Annotated in this window: 16 protein-coding genes; 15 read left to right on the top strand and 1 reads right to left on the bottom strand. The window is 31.3% G+C overall.

The window, feature by feature from the left end:
* Positions 1 to 69: 69 nt before the first annotated feature.
* The 15 genes from EDC18_RS07885 (at position 70) to xerD (ending at position 17329) form a co-directional block, all read left to right on the top strand.
* A complete protein-coding gene (locus EDC18_RS07885; protein WP_132251959.1) occupies positions 70 to 1740 on the top strand; it encodes a formate--tetrahydrofolate ligase in 1671 nt (556 codons plus the stop codon).
* 14 nt (positions 1741 to 1754) lie between these two features.
* Positions 1755 to 2600 (top strand): bifunctional methylenetetrahydrofolate dehydrogenase/methenyltetrahydrofolate cyclohydrolase FolD, encoded by an 846-nt coding sequence (folD, locus tag EDC18_RS07880; RefSeq protein ID WP_132252074.1) that lies wholly within the window; start codon positions 1755 to 1757, stop codon positions 2598 to 2600.
* Between the two features lie 302 nt (positions 2601 to 2902).
* Entirely contained in the window at positions 2903 to 4225 is a 1323-nt protein-coding gene (gene rimO, locus EDC18_RS07875; RefSeq protein WP_132251957.1) for a 30S ribosomal protein S12 methylthiotransferase RimO, read from the top strand.
* A complete protein-coding gene (pgsA, locus tag EDC18_RS07870) occupies positions 4225 to 4767 on the top strand; it encodes a CDP-diacylglycerol--glycerol-3-phosphate 3-phosphatidyltransferase (protein WP_132251955.1) in 543 nt (180 codons plus the stop codon). Before rimO ends, pgsA begins: the two co-directional genes overlap by 1 nt.
* Positions 4768 to 6000, top strand: coding sequence for a competence/damage-inducible protein A (locus EDC18_RS07865; protein ID WP_132251954.1), 1233 nt, complete (start codon positions 4768 to 4770; stop codon positions 5998 to 6000).
* A 542-nt stretch (positions 6001 to 6542) separates the two neighbouring features.
* On the top strand, positions 6543 to 7595 hold the full coding sequence (gene recA, locus EDC18_RS07860; protein WP_132251952.1) for a recombinase RecA: 1053 nt from the start codon (positions 6543 to 6545) through the stop codon (positions 7593 to 7595).
* Between the two features lie 150 nt (positions 7596 to 7745).
* Positions 7746 to 8354, top strand: coding sequence for a regulatory protein RecX (locus EDC18_RS07855; RefSeq protein ID WP_165878516.1), 609 nt, complete (start codon positions 7746 to 7748; stop codon positions 8352 to 8354).
* A gap of 329 nt (positions 8355 to 8683) precedes the next feature.
* Positions 8684 to 10180 carry a ribonuclease Y gene (rny, locus tag EDC18_RS07850; protein WP_442929353.1) on the top strand — a complete coding sequence of 499 codons (1497 nt, stop codon included), beginning with the start codon at positions 8684 to 8686 and terminating at the stop codon, positions 10178 to 10180.
* A gap of 284 nt (positions 10181 to 10464) precedes the next feature.
* On the top strand, positions 10465 to 10728 hold the full coding sequence (locus EDC18_RS07845) for a stage V sporulation protein S (protein ID WP_132251947.1): 264 nt from the start codon (positions 10465 to 10467) through the stop codon (positions 10726 to 10728).
* A gap of 338 nt (positions 10729 to 11066) precedes the next feature.
* Positions 11067 to 12257 (top strand): pyridoxal phosphate-dependent aminotransferase, encoded by a 1191-nt coding sequence (locus EDC18_RS07840; protein WP_132251945.1) that lies wholly within the window; start codon positions 11067 to 11069, stop codon positions 12255 to 12257.
* Between the two features lie 318 nt (positions 12258 to 12575).
* On the top strand, positions 12576 to 14006 hold the full coding sequence (gene purB / locus EDC18_RS07835) for an adenylosuccinate lyase (RefSeq protein ID WP_132251943.1): 1431 nt from the start codon (positions 12576 to 12578) through the stop codon (positions 14004 to 14006).
* A gap of 11 nt (positions 14007 to 14017) precedes the next feature.
* Positions 14018 to 14821: a pyrroline-5-carboxylate reductase gene (proC, locus tag EDC18_RS07830; protein ID WP_132251941.1), complete on the top strand. Its 804-nt coding sequence runs from the start codon at positions 14018 to 14020 to the stop codon at positions 14819 to 14821.
* Positions 14822 to 14857: 36 nt separating this feature from the next.
* Positions 14858 to 15424, top strand: a complete 567-nt coding sequence (locus EDC18_RS07825; RefSeq protein ID WP_132251939.1) for an NUDIX hydrolase — start codon at positions 14858 to 14860, stop codon at positions 15422 to 15424.
* Between the two features lie 119 nt (positions 15425 to 15543).
* On the top strand, positions 15544 to 16167 hold the full coding sequence (locus EDC18_RS07820; protein WP_132251938.1) for a stage II sporulation protein M: 624 nt from the start codon (positions 15544 to 15546) through the stop codon (positions 16165 to 16167).
* Between the two features lie 277 nt (positions 16168 to 16444).
* Positions 16445 to 17329: a site-specific tyrosine recombinase XerD gene (gene xerD, locus EDC18_RS07815; RefSeq protein ID WP_132251936.1), complete on the top strand. Its 885-nt coding sequence runs from the start codon at positions 16445 to 16447 to the stop codon at positions 17327 to 17329.
* 163 nt (positions 17330 to 17492) lie between these two features.
* On the opposite strand, the gene EDC18_RS07810 is transcribed toward xerD, so the two are convergent.
* The gene (locus tag EDC18_RS07810; protein WP_132251934.1) at positions 17493 to 18035 is read right to left on the bottom strand and encodes an NADH peroxidase; all 543 of its coding nucleotides are present in this window, start codon (positions 18033 to 18035) and stop codon (positions 17493 to 17495) included.
* Positions 18036 to 18279: the final 244 nt, after the last annotated feature.

Here is an 18279-nt window from a genome sequence, read left to right as displayed (position 1 = left end):
CTTAGTGTAGGGGATTAAAGTAAAGAGAAGTACAATTAAATAAGCAAATACTCTAGGAGGTTCATAAACATGAAAAATGATATTACAATTGCACAAGAGGCAAAATTAAATTTAATAGAAGAGGTAGCTAAATCAATTGGTGTAGACTATGATGATTTAGAGCTATATGGAAAATATAAAGCCAAATTTGCAGATTCAATTTGGGACAAAGTGGGAGACAATAAAAACGGCAAATTGGTACTTGTAACAGCAATCAATCCGACACCTGCAGGTGAGGGAAAAACAACCACTACTGTAGGATTAGGACAAGCTTTAGGTAAACTAGGCCAAAAGGCTATTATAGCCCTTAGAGAACCTTCATTAGGACCTTGTATGGGAATAAAGGGTGGTGCTGCAGGGGGCGGATATGCACAAGTCGTTCCTATGGAAGATATTAATCTTCATTTTACAGGGGATATACATGCCGTAACCAGTGCCCACAACTTAGTATCTGCAATTCTGGATAATCATTTGCAACAAGGGAATTTATTAGAAATTGATACAAGGCAAATTGTTTGGAAAAGAGTCATGGACATGAATGACAGGGCCCTTAGAAATATTGTAATTGGTCTTGGTGGGAAAATGCAAGGTGTCCCTAGAGAAGACGGTTTTATTATTACAGTAGCATCTGAAATAATGGCCATACTATGTCTTGCAGAAGATATCAATGATTTAAGAGAAAGATTAAGTAAGATTATAATTGCTTATAATTTTAAAGGTCAACCTGTTACTGTAAATGACTTAAATATTACAGGTGCTTTATCTGTGTTACTGAAAGATGCCATTAAACCTAATTTGGTTCAAACCTTAGAACATACGCCTGCCATTATGCATGGCGGACCATTTGCTAATATTGCACATGGTTGTAATAGTGTAAGAGCTACAAAATTGGCTTTAAAATTATCAGATATCGTAGTAACAGAAGCAGGATTTGGTGCAGACTTAGGAGCAGAAAAATTCTTAGATATCAAATGTAGACAAAGTAAATTAAAGCCTGATGCAATCGTATTAGTGGCAACTATAAGAGCTTTAAAATATAACGGTGGGGTAAATAAAGCAAGTCTTTCAGAAGAGAATTTAAATGCTTTAAAAACTGGAATAGTAAACTTAGAAAAACATATTGAAAATATGCAGAAATACCAAGTGCCTATTGTTGTAACCCTTAATCACTTTGTAAGTGATACAGATAAAGAAGTCAATTTTGTAAAAGAATATTGTGAAACACTGGGCTGTGAATTTGCTTTATCCAATGTATGGGAAAAAGGGGGAGAAGGTGGTATCGAGCTTGCCAATAAAGTCCTTTATACATTGCAAAACAAAGAAAGTCACTTTAAGCTTTTATATGAGGATTCAGCAACTATTAAAGAAAAAGTAGAAACAGTAGCTAGAGAGATTTATGGCGCAAAAGACGTGATTTATTCTGCAAGTGCAGAAAAAACAATTAAACAAATTAAAGAATTAGGGATGGAGCATTTACCTATCTGCATTGCAAAAACTCAATATTCTTTATCTGATAACAAAGATCTACTGGGAAGACCAAAAGATTTTACAATTAATGTGCGAGAAATGTATGTATCTGCAGGAGCTGGATTTGTGGTAGTTGTGACGGGTGATGTTATGATTATGCCTGGGCTTCCCAAAAGACCAGCAGCAGAAAATATAGATATGGATCAAAGTGGTAAAATAATAGGCTTAAGTTAAGGGAGGACGAGATGATGGCAGCAAAATTAATTGATGGTAAGAAAATTTCTAATGATATTAAAGAAGAATTAAAGGGAAAAGTAGCAGAATTAAAAAACAAAGGCATTACCCCAACTTTAGCAGTTGTTTTAGTTGGTAAGGATGAAGCTTCTAAGGTGTATGTATCTCATAAAAAGAAGGCTTGTGAATACATAGGTATTCACTCTTTATCTTATGAAATGTCAGAAGAAACTTCAGAAATAGAGTTATTAAATTTAATTAATGAATTGAATAATAAAAAAGATGTCCATGGTATTCTAGTTCAATTGCCATTACCAAAAGGGATTGATGAACAAAAAGTGATAAAAGCCATTGACCCAAGTAAAGATGTAGATGGTTTTCATCCAGAAAGCGTTGGTGCACTAAGTATTGGTCAAGTAGGTTTTGTTTCCTGTACACCGTATGGGATTATAGAGCTTTTAAAACGTTCTAATATTGATATAGAAGGCAAAGAATGTGTTGTAATTGGTAGAAGTAATATTGTAGGGAAGCCTATGGGTATGTTATTACTAAGAGAAAATGGAACGGTTACAATATGTCATTCTAGAACAAAGGATTTAAAAGAAGTTACTAAAAGAGCAGATATACTTGTGGCTGCAATTGGGAAGCCTAAGTTTGTAACGAAAGAGTTTGTTAAAGATGGAGCCGTTGTTATTGATGTTGGTATTCACAGAGTGGATGGAAAGCTTTGTGGGGATGTTGATTTTGACGATGTGGTCGAACATGTTAGTGCTATTACGCCAGTTCCTGGTGGGGTTGGGCCTATGACCATTGCAATGTTAATGAGTAATTGTGTGCAGTCTGCAGAGCGATTGGGTTAAAAAGGTTTTCTTTTTTTAAAGAATTGATGTATAATACTTAATGAGGAAGCTCATGGAACGTGTACTCAAGGCATATATAGTCTTATTGGCTGCCGTTCCTTTCAGCCGGTCGACGCCAATAAGATTATATATGCCTTGAATACACTAGATAAGATTCCGTTGTTTTTTGCTGTTTTTGCGAAAAATATAAAGACATTTTACAATTGGCAAAGTTTTAGTTTAAAGCTTTGTCATTTTGAGCGTTATGAAATATAGAGCGATTAATTGCTATTTGTTTAATTTTGGAAGGAGAAACACTTATAATGAAACTTATGTTTGTATCTTTAGGTTGTGATAAGAACCTAGTTGACAGTGAAGTAATGTTAGGATTAATTAGAGAGAAAGGGTATGAATTAACCAATAATGAGGAAGAGGCTAATATAATTGTTGTTAATACCTGTTGTTTTATTAGTGATGCTAAAGAAGAGAGTATTAATACCATTTTAGAGATGGCTGAGCATAAAAAGACAGGTGTTTGTAAGGTTTTAATTGCAGCTGGCTGTTTATCAGAGCGATATAAAGATGAAATTATTAAAGAGATTCCAGAGGTAGATGCTTTACTGGGAACCTCTAGTTATGATGAGATTTTAAATGCTATAGATGAAGCTTTAGAAGGTAAAAAATTTACTTCTTATAAAGATGTAAATGATAATTTGTCTTCTTATACAGATAGAATTAATACAACGGGTGGTTTTTATTCTTATATAAAAATTGCTGAAGGCTGTGATAAACTTTGTACCTATTGTATTATTCCAAGCTTAAGAGGAAAGTATAAAAGTAGACCAATTGAAGACATTGTTAAAGAAGCGACTCTTTTAGTACAAAAAGGGATTAAAGAAATCATACTAGTTGCTCAAGATACAACAGTTTATGGGATAGACTTATATGGTAAATATCTTTTACCTAAGTTGTTAGAAGAACTGTCTACTATTGAAGGGTTACGATGGATAAGGGTTCTTTATTGTTATCCAGAGGAAATTTCAGATGAATTATTAGAAGTAATGAATAAAAATGATAAAATATGTAATTATCTAGATATACCTATTCAACATGGTGACAGTGCCATACTGAAGAAAATGGGAAGAAAAACCACTCAAGAAGATTTACGCAATAAAATCAATAGAATAAGGGAATTGGTACCAGATATTGCTTTAAGAACAACTATTATTACAGGGTTCCCTGGAGAAACTCAGGAGCAACATCAGAATGTAGTAGAATTTGTTAAAGAAATGAAATTTGACAGATTAGGCGTATTCACTTATTCAAAAGAAGAAGATACTCCTGCGGCATTATTACCAGGTCAAATTACAGAAAAAATTAAAAAGCAAAGACAAAATGACATTATGAAACTACAACAAGAGATATCTTTTGAAAAGACAAAAGAAATGATAGGAAGAACCATTGATGTACTTATTGAGGGCTATTTACCTGAAGATAAAGTATATATTGGTAGAAGTTATAAAGACGCACCTAATGTAGATGGGTATGTTTTTGTAAAAGCTGATGAAGAAATTATTTCTGGAGAGATGATAAAAGTGCTAATTACAGAATCAAATGAATACGATTTAATCGGGGAGATGATTTAGTGAATATAGCGAATAAGCTTACTATTTTAAGGGTTATGTTAATACCAATTTTTCTTGTTTTTATATTAACGGATTTTACTGCAATGAATCATATCTATGCATTGGTTATATTTGCAGTTGCTAGTTTTACTGACTTTTTAGATGGTTACCTTGCCCGTTCTATGAACTTGGTTACCAACTTTGGTAAATTTATGGATCCACTTGCAGATAAGTTGTTGGTAGCATCTGCTTTAATAGCTTTTGTTTATTTAGGATGGTTAGCACCTTGGGTAGTTATTCTTATTATTAGTAGGGAATTTTTAATTAGTGGCTTTAGAGTGGTTGCAGCATCAGAAGGATTGGTTATTGCAGCTAGTAAATGGGGAAAAATTAAAACGGTTTTTCAAATGGTTATGATCTTAGTATTAATGGCTAGATTTGATGGTGAATATATATTCTATATTGAAAATGCTCTAGTTTATATTGCAGTAATCTTTACAATAATATCTGCAGTTGACTATATGGTTAAAAACAAACATGTTTTAACTGAAGGGAGCAAGTAAATGATTGCAGAAATAATTTCAGTGGGAACAGAATTGTTACTGGGAAATATATTGAATAGCAATGCTAAGTACTTGTCAGAAGAATGTTCTGAGTTAGGTCTTTCGGTGTTTTTTCAAACGGTGGTAGGGGACAATGAAAAAAGGTTAGAAGAGACAATAAAAAGGGCACTACAAGGTTCAGATATAGTGTTTTTAACAGGTGGGCTGGGCCCTACACAGGACGATTTAACAAAAGAGGTTGTGGCTAAAGTAGTTGATAAACCTCTTGTAAAGGATGAATACACTGAAAAAAAGCTTATAGACTTTTTTAATAAAAGAAAAGTAAAAATGGCTAGTAATAACTTAAAACAAGCTTTAATTCCTGAAGGTTCTCTTGTTCTTGAAAACAATAATGGAACAGCACCAGGCCTCATTGTTAACGAAGATAATAAAATATTAGTATTATTACCAGGACCACCTAAAGAAATGGTGCCTTTATTTGAGGAGCAGGTAAAGCCTTATATAAGAAAAATAAGTTCTGAAACCATTGCTTCTAAGACTTTAAGAGTTGTAGGAATTGGAGAAAGTACAGTAGAAGAATTATTAACAGAGTTAATTAATGGTCAAAGTAATCCCACTATTGCACCTTATGCAAAAGATGGGGAAGTTCATTTAAGACTAACAGCAAAAGCTCTATCTGAAAAAGAAGCTTATGAATTAATAGAGCCAACAGAAAAGGCCGTTTATGACATATTAGGGGATTCAATTTATACCAATGAAGACAAAACCCTTGAAGAAGTGGTTTTGGATTTGCTTTTAGAAAAAGAATATACCCTTTCAATTGTAGAGTCTTGTACAGGTGGTTTACTTAGTGGTAGAATCATTAACTGTAGCGGTATTTCTACTGTATATAAGGAAGGTCAAATTACTTATTCAAATGAGGCTAAGGTAAACCTAGGTGTAAAAGAAGAGACAATTAATCAATATGGTGCAGTAAGTGGTCATACTGCAAAAGAAATGGTGGAGGCTATGGCTAAAGTTTCTGGGTCTGAGGTATCATTATCTGTAACAGGTATTGCTGGTCCTACAGGAGGAACGGAAGATAAACCTGTTGGATTAGTGTATATTGGTTGTTATATAAATGGAAAAACAACTGTTAAAGAATACAATTTTGTAGGTAGTAGGGAAAGAATAAGAAATAATAGCGTTATAGCAGCTATAAACTTACTTAGATTAGAGCTGCTTAATAATTAAATACAATACAATATAAAAACAAATTCTTAATCAGAGTTTGTTTTTTATACTTTTGTTCTTCTAACCCTTGCAAGCAAGTTTGAAAACAACAACTCACCTTATGCCTTTTACCTTGTAAAAGCCATAAGCTTCATTGAAAGTATTATTTTCAAACCCTAACCCTTGCAAGCAAGTTTGAAAACAACAACTCACCTTATGCCTTTTACCTTGTAAAAGCCATAAGCTTCATTGAAAGTATTATTTTCAAACCCTTGCAAGCAAGTTTGAAAACAACAACTCACCTTATGCCTTTTACCTTGTAAAAGCCATAAGCTTCATTGAAAGTATTATTTTCAAACCCTTGCAAGCAAGTTTGAAAATAACAACTCACCTTATGCCTTTTACCTTGTAAAAGCCATAAGCTTCTTTGAAAGTATTATTTTCAAACCCTTGCAAGCAAGTTTGAAAATAATACTTTCAAATTTAAGGTTGACGGACGTATAAAAGTGTATTATAATAAAAACGAACACAGGTTCGGAAAAAGTTTGAAGGGGGATTTATTTATGAATGATGATAAGCAAAAAGCCTTAGACGCTGCTTTGTCCCAGATAGAAAAGCAGTTTGGTAAAGGTTCAGTTATGAAATTAGGACAATCTAGAGAGCATATGAATATTGAAACAATTCCTACAGGTTCCTTAAGTTTAGATATCGCTTTAGGAGCAGGGGGGGTACCAAAAGGTAGAATAGTAGAAGTATACGGTCCTGAATCGAGTGGTAAGACAACAGTAGCATTACATATGGTAGCTGAAGTTCAAAAAAGAGGTGGTATAGCAGGATTTGTTGATGCAGAACATGCTTTAGATCCTGAGTATGCTAGTAAAATAGGTGTAGACGTTGAAAATTTATATATATCCCAACCTGATAATGGGGAACAAGCATTAGAAATAACTGAAACAATGGTGCGTTCTGGCGCTATTGATATTGTAATCGTTGACTCTGTAGCAGCTTTAGTTCCTAGAGCGGAAATAGAAGGGGAGATGGGAGATAGTCATGTAGGTTTGCAAGCAAGACTTATGTCTCAGGCTCTTAGAAAGCTAACAGGAGTTATTAATAAATCGAAATGTATTGTAATTTTCATTAATCAGTTAAGAGAAAAAGTAGGCATAATGTTTGGTAGCCCTGAAACAACAACAGGTGGACGTGCATTGAAGTTTTACTCTTCTATTAGGTTGGATGTAAGAAGAATCGAAACTCTTAAACAAAGTAGTGAGATGATTGGAAATAGAACGAGAGTAAAAGTTGTTAAAAACAAAATAGCACCGCCTTTTAAAGAAGCAGAATTTGATATTATGTTTGGAAAGGGAATTTCTAAAGAAGGAGATATACTTGATCTGGCTTCCAATATTAATATCATAAACAAAAGTGGGGCATGGTACTCTTTTAATGATATTAGATTAGGTCAAGGTAGAGAAAATGCTAAAGCATATTTAATTGAGAATCCTGAAACATTAATCGAAGTTGAACGATTAGTAAGAGAATATTATAAACTTCCAGCTAAAAAAGAAGAAGAAGTGGCTACTAGTCCGAAAAAAGAAAAAAAACAATCTAATGAATAATTAATTTAGGCCTTACTTTACAAGAGTAAGGCTTTTTATATATAACTTTAAAAATTACTACTAAAAAACTTGTCGGGTAATGTATATTAGTGTATAATGAACATTGTTAAAAAAGCAACACACTATAAAGAAACACAGAGGGAGAGAATAATGGAAGTAACTGAATTGATAGTTGACCCAAAAAAAGATAGAATATCAGTTTATTTTAATGATGAATACTTTTTTTGGTTAACAAACAAAGAAATCAAAAAATTAGACATAAAAGAAGAACAAGAGTTATCTCTAGAGAGAATTAATAGCATCATAGACAATATAGTCTATAAAAAGGCAAAATCAAAAGCATTAAACTACATAAAATACTGTGATAGAACAGAACAGGATGTTTGTTTGAAATTAAAAAAAGAAGGGTTTATTGATTTGGTTATACAAAAAGTTATATTTTTTTGTAAAGACTACCACATTATTGATGATTATAGATATGCAACAAACTATCTTAATGCAAAAAAAGAAAAAAAGAGTCTATACCAAATTAAATATGAATTAAAGAATAAAGGTGTTTCTGATAGTATAATTTCTGATGTTTTAAAAGACATAGAAGTGAATGAAGAAGAGATAATAAAGACGTTGATTCATAAAAAAACAAAAAACCATACTAGTAATAAAGAATCTATTCAAAAACTATATTATTATTTAGTGAGAAAAGGGTTTAACCCTTCTTTGGTTATGAAGATCATTAAAGAAAATGAACAAAATAAATAAAGAAGTAGCTTATATATAGTATATAATGCACTAAAAGATTGTTATAAATTTAATAAAGTCTTGTAAAAATGATAATAGATAACTTCATAAAAATTCAATAAAAAATTAGTGATTTTATATAGGTATTTAGAGGTGTTCAAGTAAAAAAAAAATAAAATATACAAAAAAGAAAGTTGTTAAACTTGACATAATGTCTAAAAAGTTATAAAATTTAATTGTCGTATATTTACTTATATTAGTACAATGAAAACTTAATAAAGGAGGTGCAACCTGTGGGAGATGTTATAACAATAATAATCTTTGTTGTAGTCCTCTTCTTTGTAGCAGCCATTGCTTTTGCGCTTGGAGTAGCATATAGAAGAAAGATTGCTGAAGCTCAAATTGGATCGGCTGAAAAAAGATCAAGAGAAATCATTGATGATGCATTAAAAAATGCAGAATCTAAGAAAAGAGAAGTTCTTCTTGAAACAAAAGAAGAAACTCTAAAAGTAAAAAATGATCTTGATAAAGAAGTCAAAGAAAGAAGAAATGAACTACAACGACTTGAAAGAAGACTTCTTCAAAAAGAAGAGGCTTTAGATAGAAAAACAGAGTTGTTAGAGAAAAAAGAAGGTCAATTTGCTAGTAAAGAAGAAGAAATTGATAATCTTAGATTAGAAGTAGATACAATGATATCAAAACAAATGGAAGAATTAGAGAGAATATCTGGGCTCACCTCCGAACAGGCAAAAGAATACCTTTTAGAAATCGTTGAAAATGAAGTGAAACATGAAACTGCCATTCTAGTAAAAGAATTAGAGAACAAAGCAAAAGAAGAAGCAAATAAAAAAGCTAAGGACATACTTGCAATTGCTATTCAAAAATGTGCAGCTGATCATGTAGCTGAGACTACAGTATCTGTTGTACAATTACCAAGTGATGAGATGAAAGGTCGAATCATTGGTAGAGAAGGTAGAAATATTAGAACTTTAGAAACTTTAACAGGAATTGATCTAATAATTGATGATACGCCTGAAGCAGTAATTTTATCAGGATTTGATCCAATAAGAAGAGAAGTTGCAAGAATTGCACTTGAAAAGCTTATTGTAGATGGTCGTATACATCCTGCAAGAATTGAAGAAATGGTAGAAAAAGCTCAAAAAGAAGTTGAAACAATGATTCGTGAAGAAGGTGAAATGGCTACATTTGATGTAGGCGTTCACGGCATACATCCGGAACTTGTTCGTTTGCTAGGAAAAATGAAGTTTAGAACAAGTTATGGCCAAAATGCACTTAAACATTCAATAGAAGTTGCACATTTATGTGGTTTAATTGCTGCAGAAATAGGTGTTGATATAAGACTGGCTAAAAGAGCTGGATTATTACATGACATTGGTAAATCTGTTGATCACGAAATGGAAGGCTCTCATATTCAAATCGGTTCAGATTTATGTAGAAAATATAAAGAGTCTAAAGTGGTTATTAATGCTTTAGAAGCCCATCATGGAGATGTTGAACCAGAGAGTATTATAGCTGTTATTGTTCAAGCGGCAGATACTATATCAGCTGCTAGACCAGGGGCTAGAAGAGAAACGTTAGAAACTTATATAAAACGATTACAAAAACTAGAAGAAATAGCAGAAAACTTTAAAGGTGTTGAAAAATCTTTTGCAATACAAGCGGGTAGAGAAATTCGTATAATGGTGATTCCAGACCAAGTGAATGATGAAGAAATGGTTTTAGTGGGTAGAGATATAGCTAAACAAATTGAAGCAGAATTAGAATACCCAGGACAAATTAAAATTAATGTTATTAGAGAAGTAAGAGCAATTGAATATGCAAAATAATATACAAAAAAGACTACTATGAAAACAGTAGTCTTTTTTTTAAATTTATTAATTTATTAAGACATTAATGTCTTATATAAGATATATTTTAATTAATATTAACTTATGAGATATTAAACAATATAAATCTTTTATGAATCTAAAATTCTTCTATAATTTTTAATAAATACACATTTTTCTAGTAAATAAGACTAGAATTCTATTGCTTTAATATATATTATGAATTATAATTAACTTATGATTATATTTAATTACAATTACAAATTTAAAGGGGGATTTACAACGTGGAAGTATTAAAAGTAGCCGCAAAATCTAATCCTAACTCTGTAGCAGGTGCCTTGGCAAATACAATCAGAGAAAAAGGAGGAGCAGAGGTACAAGCAATTGGTGCAGGAGCGTTAAATCAAGCAATCAAAGCAATTATTATTGCAAGAGGTTATGTAGCACCATCTGGTGTGGATTTAGTATGTACACCAGCATTTACGGATATAGAGATAAATGGAGAAGAAAGAACAGCAATAAAACTTATTGTGGTTTCAAAACAATAATACATACGTAGGAGAAGTAATTAGAATATTATACTAAATATTGGGGAAGGTATAAGGTATATGATTCAATTATTTATAATCAAAAACTCCTTCTAGTAACATAAAATTAGGACACGCAGAGTGTCTTTTTTTTTGGAGTAAAAAAACATAAACAGGGAAAAGTGTAAGAAAACCCTTAAAGACCTTAGGGGTAAGGTCAATAATTAACAAAAGAGAGTTGTATAGATATACTAAAATAAAACTAAATATACAAAACACGAATAAATGAAAAGTTAAACTTGCAAATTTCAGAAAAAGGTATTACAATGATACTAATATTTTAATTGAGGTGATTTTAAGTGTTATCAAGCAAAGCAAAAACAATTAAACCTTCTTCTACATTATTTATAACTGCAAAAGCGAATCAACTTAAAGCAGAAGGTTTAGACGTAATAGGTTTTGGTGCAGGTGAGCCAGATTTTGATACTCCAGAACATATAAAAGCTGCTGCCATTGAAGCTATTAATCAGGGTTTTACAAAATATACACCAGCGTCTGGAATAGTACCTTTAAAAGAAGGTATTTGTAATAAATTATTAAATGATAATGGGTTAAAATATAACCCAAGACAAATAATTGTAAGTAATGGAGCAAAACACTCCTTAACTAATGCATTTATGGCAATACTTAACTTAGGTGATGAGGTTATTATTCCTGCGCCTTTTTGGTTAAGTTATCCTCAAATGGTAAAACTTGCCGATGGTGTTCCTGTTATTGTTAAAACAACAAAAGAACAGCAATACAAAGTAAGCGTAGAACAATTAAAAGAAGCTTTAAATGATAAAACAAAGGCTATTGTTTTAAATAGTCCAAGTAATCCAACAGGTATGATTTATACTAGAGATGAATTAAATGAGATAGCAAATTTTGCAGTTGAAAATGATTTATATGTCATATCAGATGAAATATATGAAAAATTATTATATGATGATGTGGAACATATTAGTATTGCATCATTAAATGAAAAAATATATGAAAAAACAATTATAATAAATGGTGTTTCAAAAAGTTATTCTATGACAGGATGGCGTATTGGATATACGGCTTCAAGTGAAGAAGTAGCAAAATTAATGAATAACATACAATCTCATTCTGCATCTAATGCCAATTCCATTGCACAAAAGGCTACTATAGCGGCAATAACTGGACCACAAGAATGTGTAGATAAGATGGTAGTAGAATTTAAAAAAAGAAGAGATTACATGTTTGATAGAGTTGAAGGAATGAATTACCTATCAGCTATAAAACCACAAGGAGCATTCTACTTATTTATAGATATTAGTGAGCTGTTTGGTAAGACTTTTAACGGAAAAGTAATAAATAATGCTGACGATTTAGCGGATATATTATTAGAAGAAGAATGTGTAGCAATTATTCCTTGTAATGATTTTGGATATGATGATCATATTCGTTTGTCTTATGCTATATCATTAGAGCAGATTGAAAAAGGTTTAGATAGAATTGAGAGTTTTTTAAATAAACTTCAATAGTATAGTGGTTTAAAGAAAAGTATAGGTTAATGATCTATGCTTTTCTTATGGTTTGCTATATATTCGTTTGAAGAAGGGCTATATACTATATTCTGGCTACCTTACTTTTCAATCGGTCGACGCCAGGACATAGTATATAGCCCTTCTTCAAACTATGCGGCTTCAGACTTTTAAAGTGATTCAAAAAACCAATCAAAATTTTAAGTGATTTATATATATATTAAATTTTATAATAAAAAAGGGTTTTTAAATAAGTTATTATTGGGATAATATATGGTATAATAAAACCAATTGAACAATTATATGGAGGGATTTTTTATGACGGATACATACAGTACACCTTTAGGTAGTAGATATGCGAGTAAAGAGATGTTATATTTATTTTCACCTGATAAGAAATTTAAAACTTGGAGAAAACTTTGGATTGCTTTAGCTGAAGCAGAAAAAGACTTAGGTATAGACATTACAGATGAACAAATTAATCAATTAAAAGCATTTCAAGATGATATTAATTACCAAGAAGCCATTGCGAAAGAAAAAGAAGTCCGCCATGATGTTATGGCACATGTCCATGCTTATGGTGTACAAGCCCCATTAGCAAAGCCTATTATTCATCTAGGTGCTACAAGTTGTTATGTGGGCGATAATACAGATGTTATCATTATGATGGAAGCATTAGAGTTAGTTAAAACCAAAATGGTAAATGTAATGGACAAGCTTGCTAAATTCTCTCTAGAGTATAAGGATTTACCAACTCTTGGCTTTACTCATTATCAACCAGCACAGTTAACAACAGTAGGAAAAAGAGCCACTTTATGGCTACAAGATTTATGGATAGACTTTATTGAATTAGAAGAATTATTGGCTAAAAAGATGTTAAGAGGGGTAAAAGGGACAACTGGAACCCAAGCAAGTTTCTTAAGCTTGTTTAATGATGATCATGAAAAAGTAAAAGAATTAGATAAATTAGTTGCTAAAAAATTAGGTTATAACACAACATATCCAGTAACAGGTCAAACCTATCCAAGAAAGTTGGATAGTCAAGTATGTAATGTACTAAGTTTGATTGCTCAATCAGCATATAAATTCAGTAATGACATTCGTTTGTTACAGAATTTAAAAGAAATTGAAGAGCCATTTGAAAAAAATCAAATAGGTTCATCGGCAATGGCTTACAAAAGAAATCCAATGAGAACAGAAAGAATTTCTTCATTAGCAAGGTATGTTATTGCTACAGCCATTAATCCAGCCATTACTGCATCAACACAATGGTTTGAGAGAACATTAGATGATAGTGCTAATAAAAGAATAACGATACCAGAGTCATTCTTAGCGATAGATGCCATATTAGAGATTTACATTAATGTTATGGATGGATTAGTGGTGTATCCAAAAGTAATTCATCAAAGAATTATGAGTGAGTTACCTTTTATGGCAACAGAAATTATTCTAATGGAAGGTGTAAAACGTGGTGGTGACAGACAAGAATTACACGAAAAGATTAGAGTTCACTCAATGGAAGCTGGCAAACAAGTAAAAATTGAAGGTAAAGAAAATGATTTAATTGAAAGAATTATCTCTGATGCATCATTTATGATGAGTGAAGAAGAAATTCGTTCTATATTAAAACCTGAAAACTTTGTTGGAAGAGCGCCAGAACAAACAGAGGAATTTGTAAAAGAACATATAGAATGCATTTTGGATCAATACAAAGATCTTTTAGGTAGAACAGCTAACCTAAGTGTTTAGGGGGAATGAGGATGACCAGATTATTTGGATTCATTGGTATTGGCAATATGGGGTATGCTATGCTAAGCGGTGCTGCAAATGTATTTGACAAAGTGAATCTCACGTTTACAGACGTTAACCTAGAAAGATTAGAATGGGTTAATGAGCAAACGGGTGTTGACTATTGCAAAAACAATAGCGAACTGATAAAAGAGACAAAAATAGTAATTTTGGCAGTAAAACCACAATACTATAGTAATGTTCTAACCCATATTAAAGAATATATTACAAAACAACATATTATAATTTCTATAGCCCCTGGTATTTCTGTTGATAGTCTTAAAGAGCAATTAGGAGAAGAGACTAGGATTATAAGAGCTATGCCAAACACACCTGCTTTAGTTAATACAGGTATGACAGCTATAGCATATTCTAAAGACAATTATTTAGAAGAAGAAAAAAAACTAATTAATGAATTTTTTACTTCTTTTGGTGAAGTGGTGGTTTTAGAAGAAAGACTTATGGATAGTGTTGTGCCAATCATTGGAAGTTCTCCTGCCTATGTATTTATGTTTATCGAAGCACTAGCGGATGGGGCTGTAAAATTAGGTATTTCAAGACAAGATGCTTACAAATTAGTAGCTCAAACTGTACTGGGGTCAGCCAAAATGGTCTTAGATACAAAAGAACATCCAGGTGTTTTAAAAGATCAAGTATGTTCCCCAGGAGGCACAACAATAGAAGCTGTTGCAGCCCTTGAAAAAAATGGGTTTAGAAATGCTATATTAGAAGCAGTAAATGATTGTTATGAGAAATGCATAAAATTAAGTAAGTAAGGTAGTGTATAAATTAAAAAGTAAGGAGTTTTAAATATGGATAAAGATAGCTTTATTAAATTAGGAAGAGAAGAAATTTATAATGGAAAAATCGTTAAACTTGTTAAGGATAAAGTTAAATTACCAAATAATAAAGAGACTTACTTTGAATTAGTACAACATAATGGAGCAGCAGCTATTGTTCCAGTAGATAAACGTGGCAAGATTATTTTAGTTGAGCAATTTAGAAATGCTGCCAATGGACTAACACTAGAAATTCCTGCAGGAACATTAGAAAAAGATGAGGATCCATTGGTATGTGCAAAGAGAGAGCTAGAAGAAGAGACGGGTTTTACTTCAGAGAATTTAACTTTTTTAATCAAATTTTATACATCAATTGGTTTCTGTGATGAGGTGATTCATGTCTATATAGCTAATGATTTACAAGAATCACAACAAAATCTTGATGAAGATGAATTTGTAAATTTGAAGACCTATTCCTTAGAGGAAATTACTAAGATGATCTTTGATGGAACTATTGTGGATAGTAAAACCATTTCGGCAATATTGGCTTATAAAAACTATATCAATGAAAAAAATGTGATAAAGATTCCATCTCTATAATGGGATCTTATTTTTTCAAGACAAGCATCATATTTCTTATTCTAAGTGCATATATATAGCTATACAGTAATAAAATGTACAGTTAGCAAAAAACACTAGGGATAAAGGAGTAGATGTGAGTGGGTAGAGCCATAAAAAAATTAAATATAAAAATAAATAGAAATTTAACCTTTTTAATATTATTTGTTGTTGGTGTTATAATCGGATCAATATTTGCCAACTATTTAGATCCCAGCCAAAAAGATGAATTAGGTATTTTAAATAATTATTTCTTGGATAAATATTCTAGTATAACATTAAATCATATAGATTTGCTTAGACATATTGTATTGAACAGAATTAGAATTGTATTATACATATGGTTTTTTGGTTTGACTTTTTTTGGTATTCCTACAATAGTAATTGCCTTACTTTATTTTGGAATATCCTTTGGGTTTATGCTTTCTTTAGGAACTATAGTATATGGAAGTAAAGGCATTTTGCTTAATTTGGTATTTTTATTTCCGCATTTTTTGATTTATGTTCCTTTGGTATTGTATTTAATACATAAAAGTTTTGAATTATGTGCTACTTTATATTATAAAAAATTAGCAGCTACAAAAAGTTATCGATTAAATAACAAACAATTATTTACGGAATATATTTTAGTACTATTACTTTGTACTCTGGTTATTATTATAGGGGCATTAGTTGAGACTTTTGTTAACCCAGGTATCGTTAGATGGATGATTCAAAGAATATAAGTGAAGCAACTTGGAATTGAATTGAAATAATTAAAAATTATGAAAAATAATTTAAAACACTAAAAAAATACAATATGTTGTAGTTTGTTTTCGAAAAACTTCTGCATATTGTATTTTTTGTTTCAAGGCTCGAAATATGTATGGAAAATACTGCAAAAAATGTTTGATTTTCACATAAACAAGTTATATAATTATATTTACTGAGAGATTATCAAATCTTCTTTAGAGATTTAACCTGTTTTGATAATGTCAAATATAACAAAAGGAAGAATAAATCATGGAAGAAGCCTTACTAAATTTTATTTCATATCTTAAAGATGTAAAAGGATCTTCTCAGAATACAGTTTTGTCTTATCAACGAGATTTGCAAAAGTTAGTAGATTACTTTTATGTGCAAGACTTTAAAGTAATCAAGAAGATTAATATTACAAATCTTAATTCCTACATACTTTATTTGGAAAAAGAGGGTAGAGCAACTTCTACTATTTCAAGAAATGTTGCCTCTATTCGGGCATTTTTTCATTATTTATTCAAAGAAGGAATAATTGACGAAGATCCTACTGAGAGTATAAAATCTCCTAAAATAGAAAAAAAAGTACCTGATGTATTAACAACAGAAGAAGTAGACATATTGCTTAACCAACCTAGTGATGCCAATGCAAAGGGACTTAGAGATAAAGCAATGCTAGAAGTTATTTATGCTACGGGTATAAGGGTAACAGAGTTAATTAATTTAAAAGTAGAGGATTTGAATCTGAACTTAGGCTATATTAGGTGCCAAGACGACAAAAAAGAAAGAATTATACCTATTGGAACAGTTGCTAAAGAGGCATTGAAACAATATTTAGAGCAAGGCCGTTATGTAATGCTTAAAAACAAAGACGAAAAAAACTTGTTTGTAAATTGTTCAGGGGAGCCTATGAGTCGACAAGGGTTTTGGAAAGTTATAAAATACTATACAAACAAAGCCAATATCAATAAAAAAATCACACCACATATGTTAAGACACTCTTTTGCAACTCATTTAGTGGAAAATGGGGCAGATTTAAAATCTGTTCAAGAAATGCTTGGACATTCAGATATATCGACAACTCAAATTTATGCAAAAATCAATAACAATAAAATAAAAGAAGTGTATTCAAAGGCTCATCCTAGAGCATAAAATTAGCGTATGCAATTTAAGTTGCATACGCTTTTGTGAATTCTAAGATGGGCCATAATCCTCAGGGGCAAAGGATTATGGCCCATATAAAAAGGTATAAGTATAATGTTTTTATTGAACGCTTAATTGACCTAATTAAGCGTTCAATGTATATCAAAAAGGATTAGAAGTATCTTTTTAACAGTCCTGCGAAAGCCATTCCATGTCTTGCTTCATCTTTACACATTTCATGTACTGTATCATGAATTGCATCTAAATTTAATTCCTTAGCTCTTCTTGCTAAATCTAACTTACCTTGACAGGCACCATGTTCAGCATCTACACGCATTTGTAAGTTTGTTTTTGTATCAGCAACAACAACTTCACCTAGTAATTCAGCAAATTTAGCAGCATGTTCTGCTTCTTCCCAAGCAATTCTTTTATATGCTTCAGCAACTTCTGGATAGCCTTCACGATCAGCTTGTCTAGCCATTGCTAAGTACATACCAACTTCTGTACATTCTCCAGTAAAATTCATTTTTAAACCTTCAATAATTTCAGCGTCAACGTCTTTAGCAACACCTATACGATGCTCGTCAGCATAAGCTAATGATTCACCTGATTGTTCTACGAATTTAGTTGCTGGTGCTTTACATTGAGGACAGCTATCTGGAGCAGCATCTCCCTCATGAGAATATCCACAAATTGTACAAATCCATTTTTTCATAATATATTTCCTCCCAAGAAATTAATTTTAAATTATTATTAGATAATAATTATTATTACCTAACTCCTGATTCATATTATAATTATAAATACATAAAATGTCAATACTAAAATTAAAAATAATTTATTTTTGACAAAAAAAGGATTTAATAGGATAATAAATTATAGATATTTATATGGATATTAATTTGTAGATAGGAAACTTGTTAGGGATTAAGGATTTTTGATCTAAAGTTGGTTAAAAA

The organism is Natranaerovirga pectinivora, from assembly GCF_004342165.1.
GTDB classification, from domain to species: domain Bacteria; phylum Bacillota; class Clostridia; order Lachnospirales; family DSM-24629; genus Natranaerovirga; species Natranaerovirga pectinivora.
The sequence above is the reverse complement of the archived record's forward strand: the minus strand, read 5'-3'. Positions and strand labels throughout refer to the sequence as shown.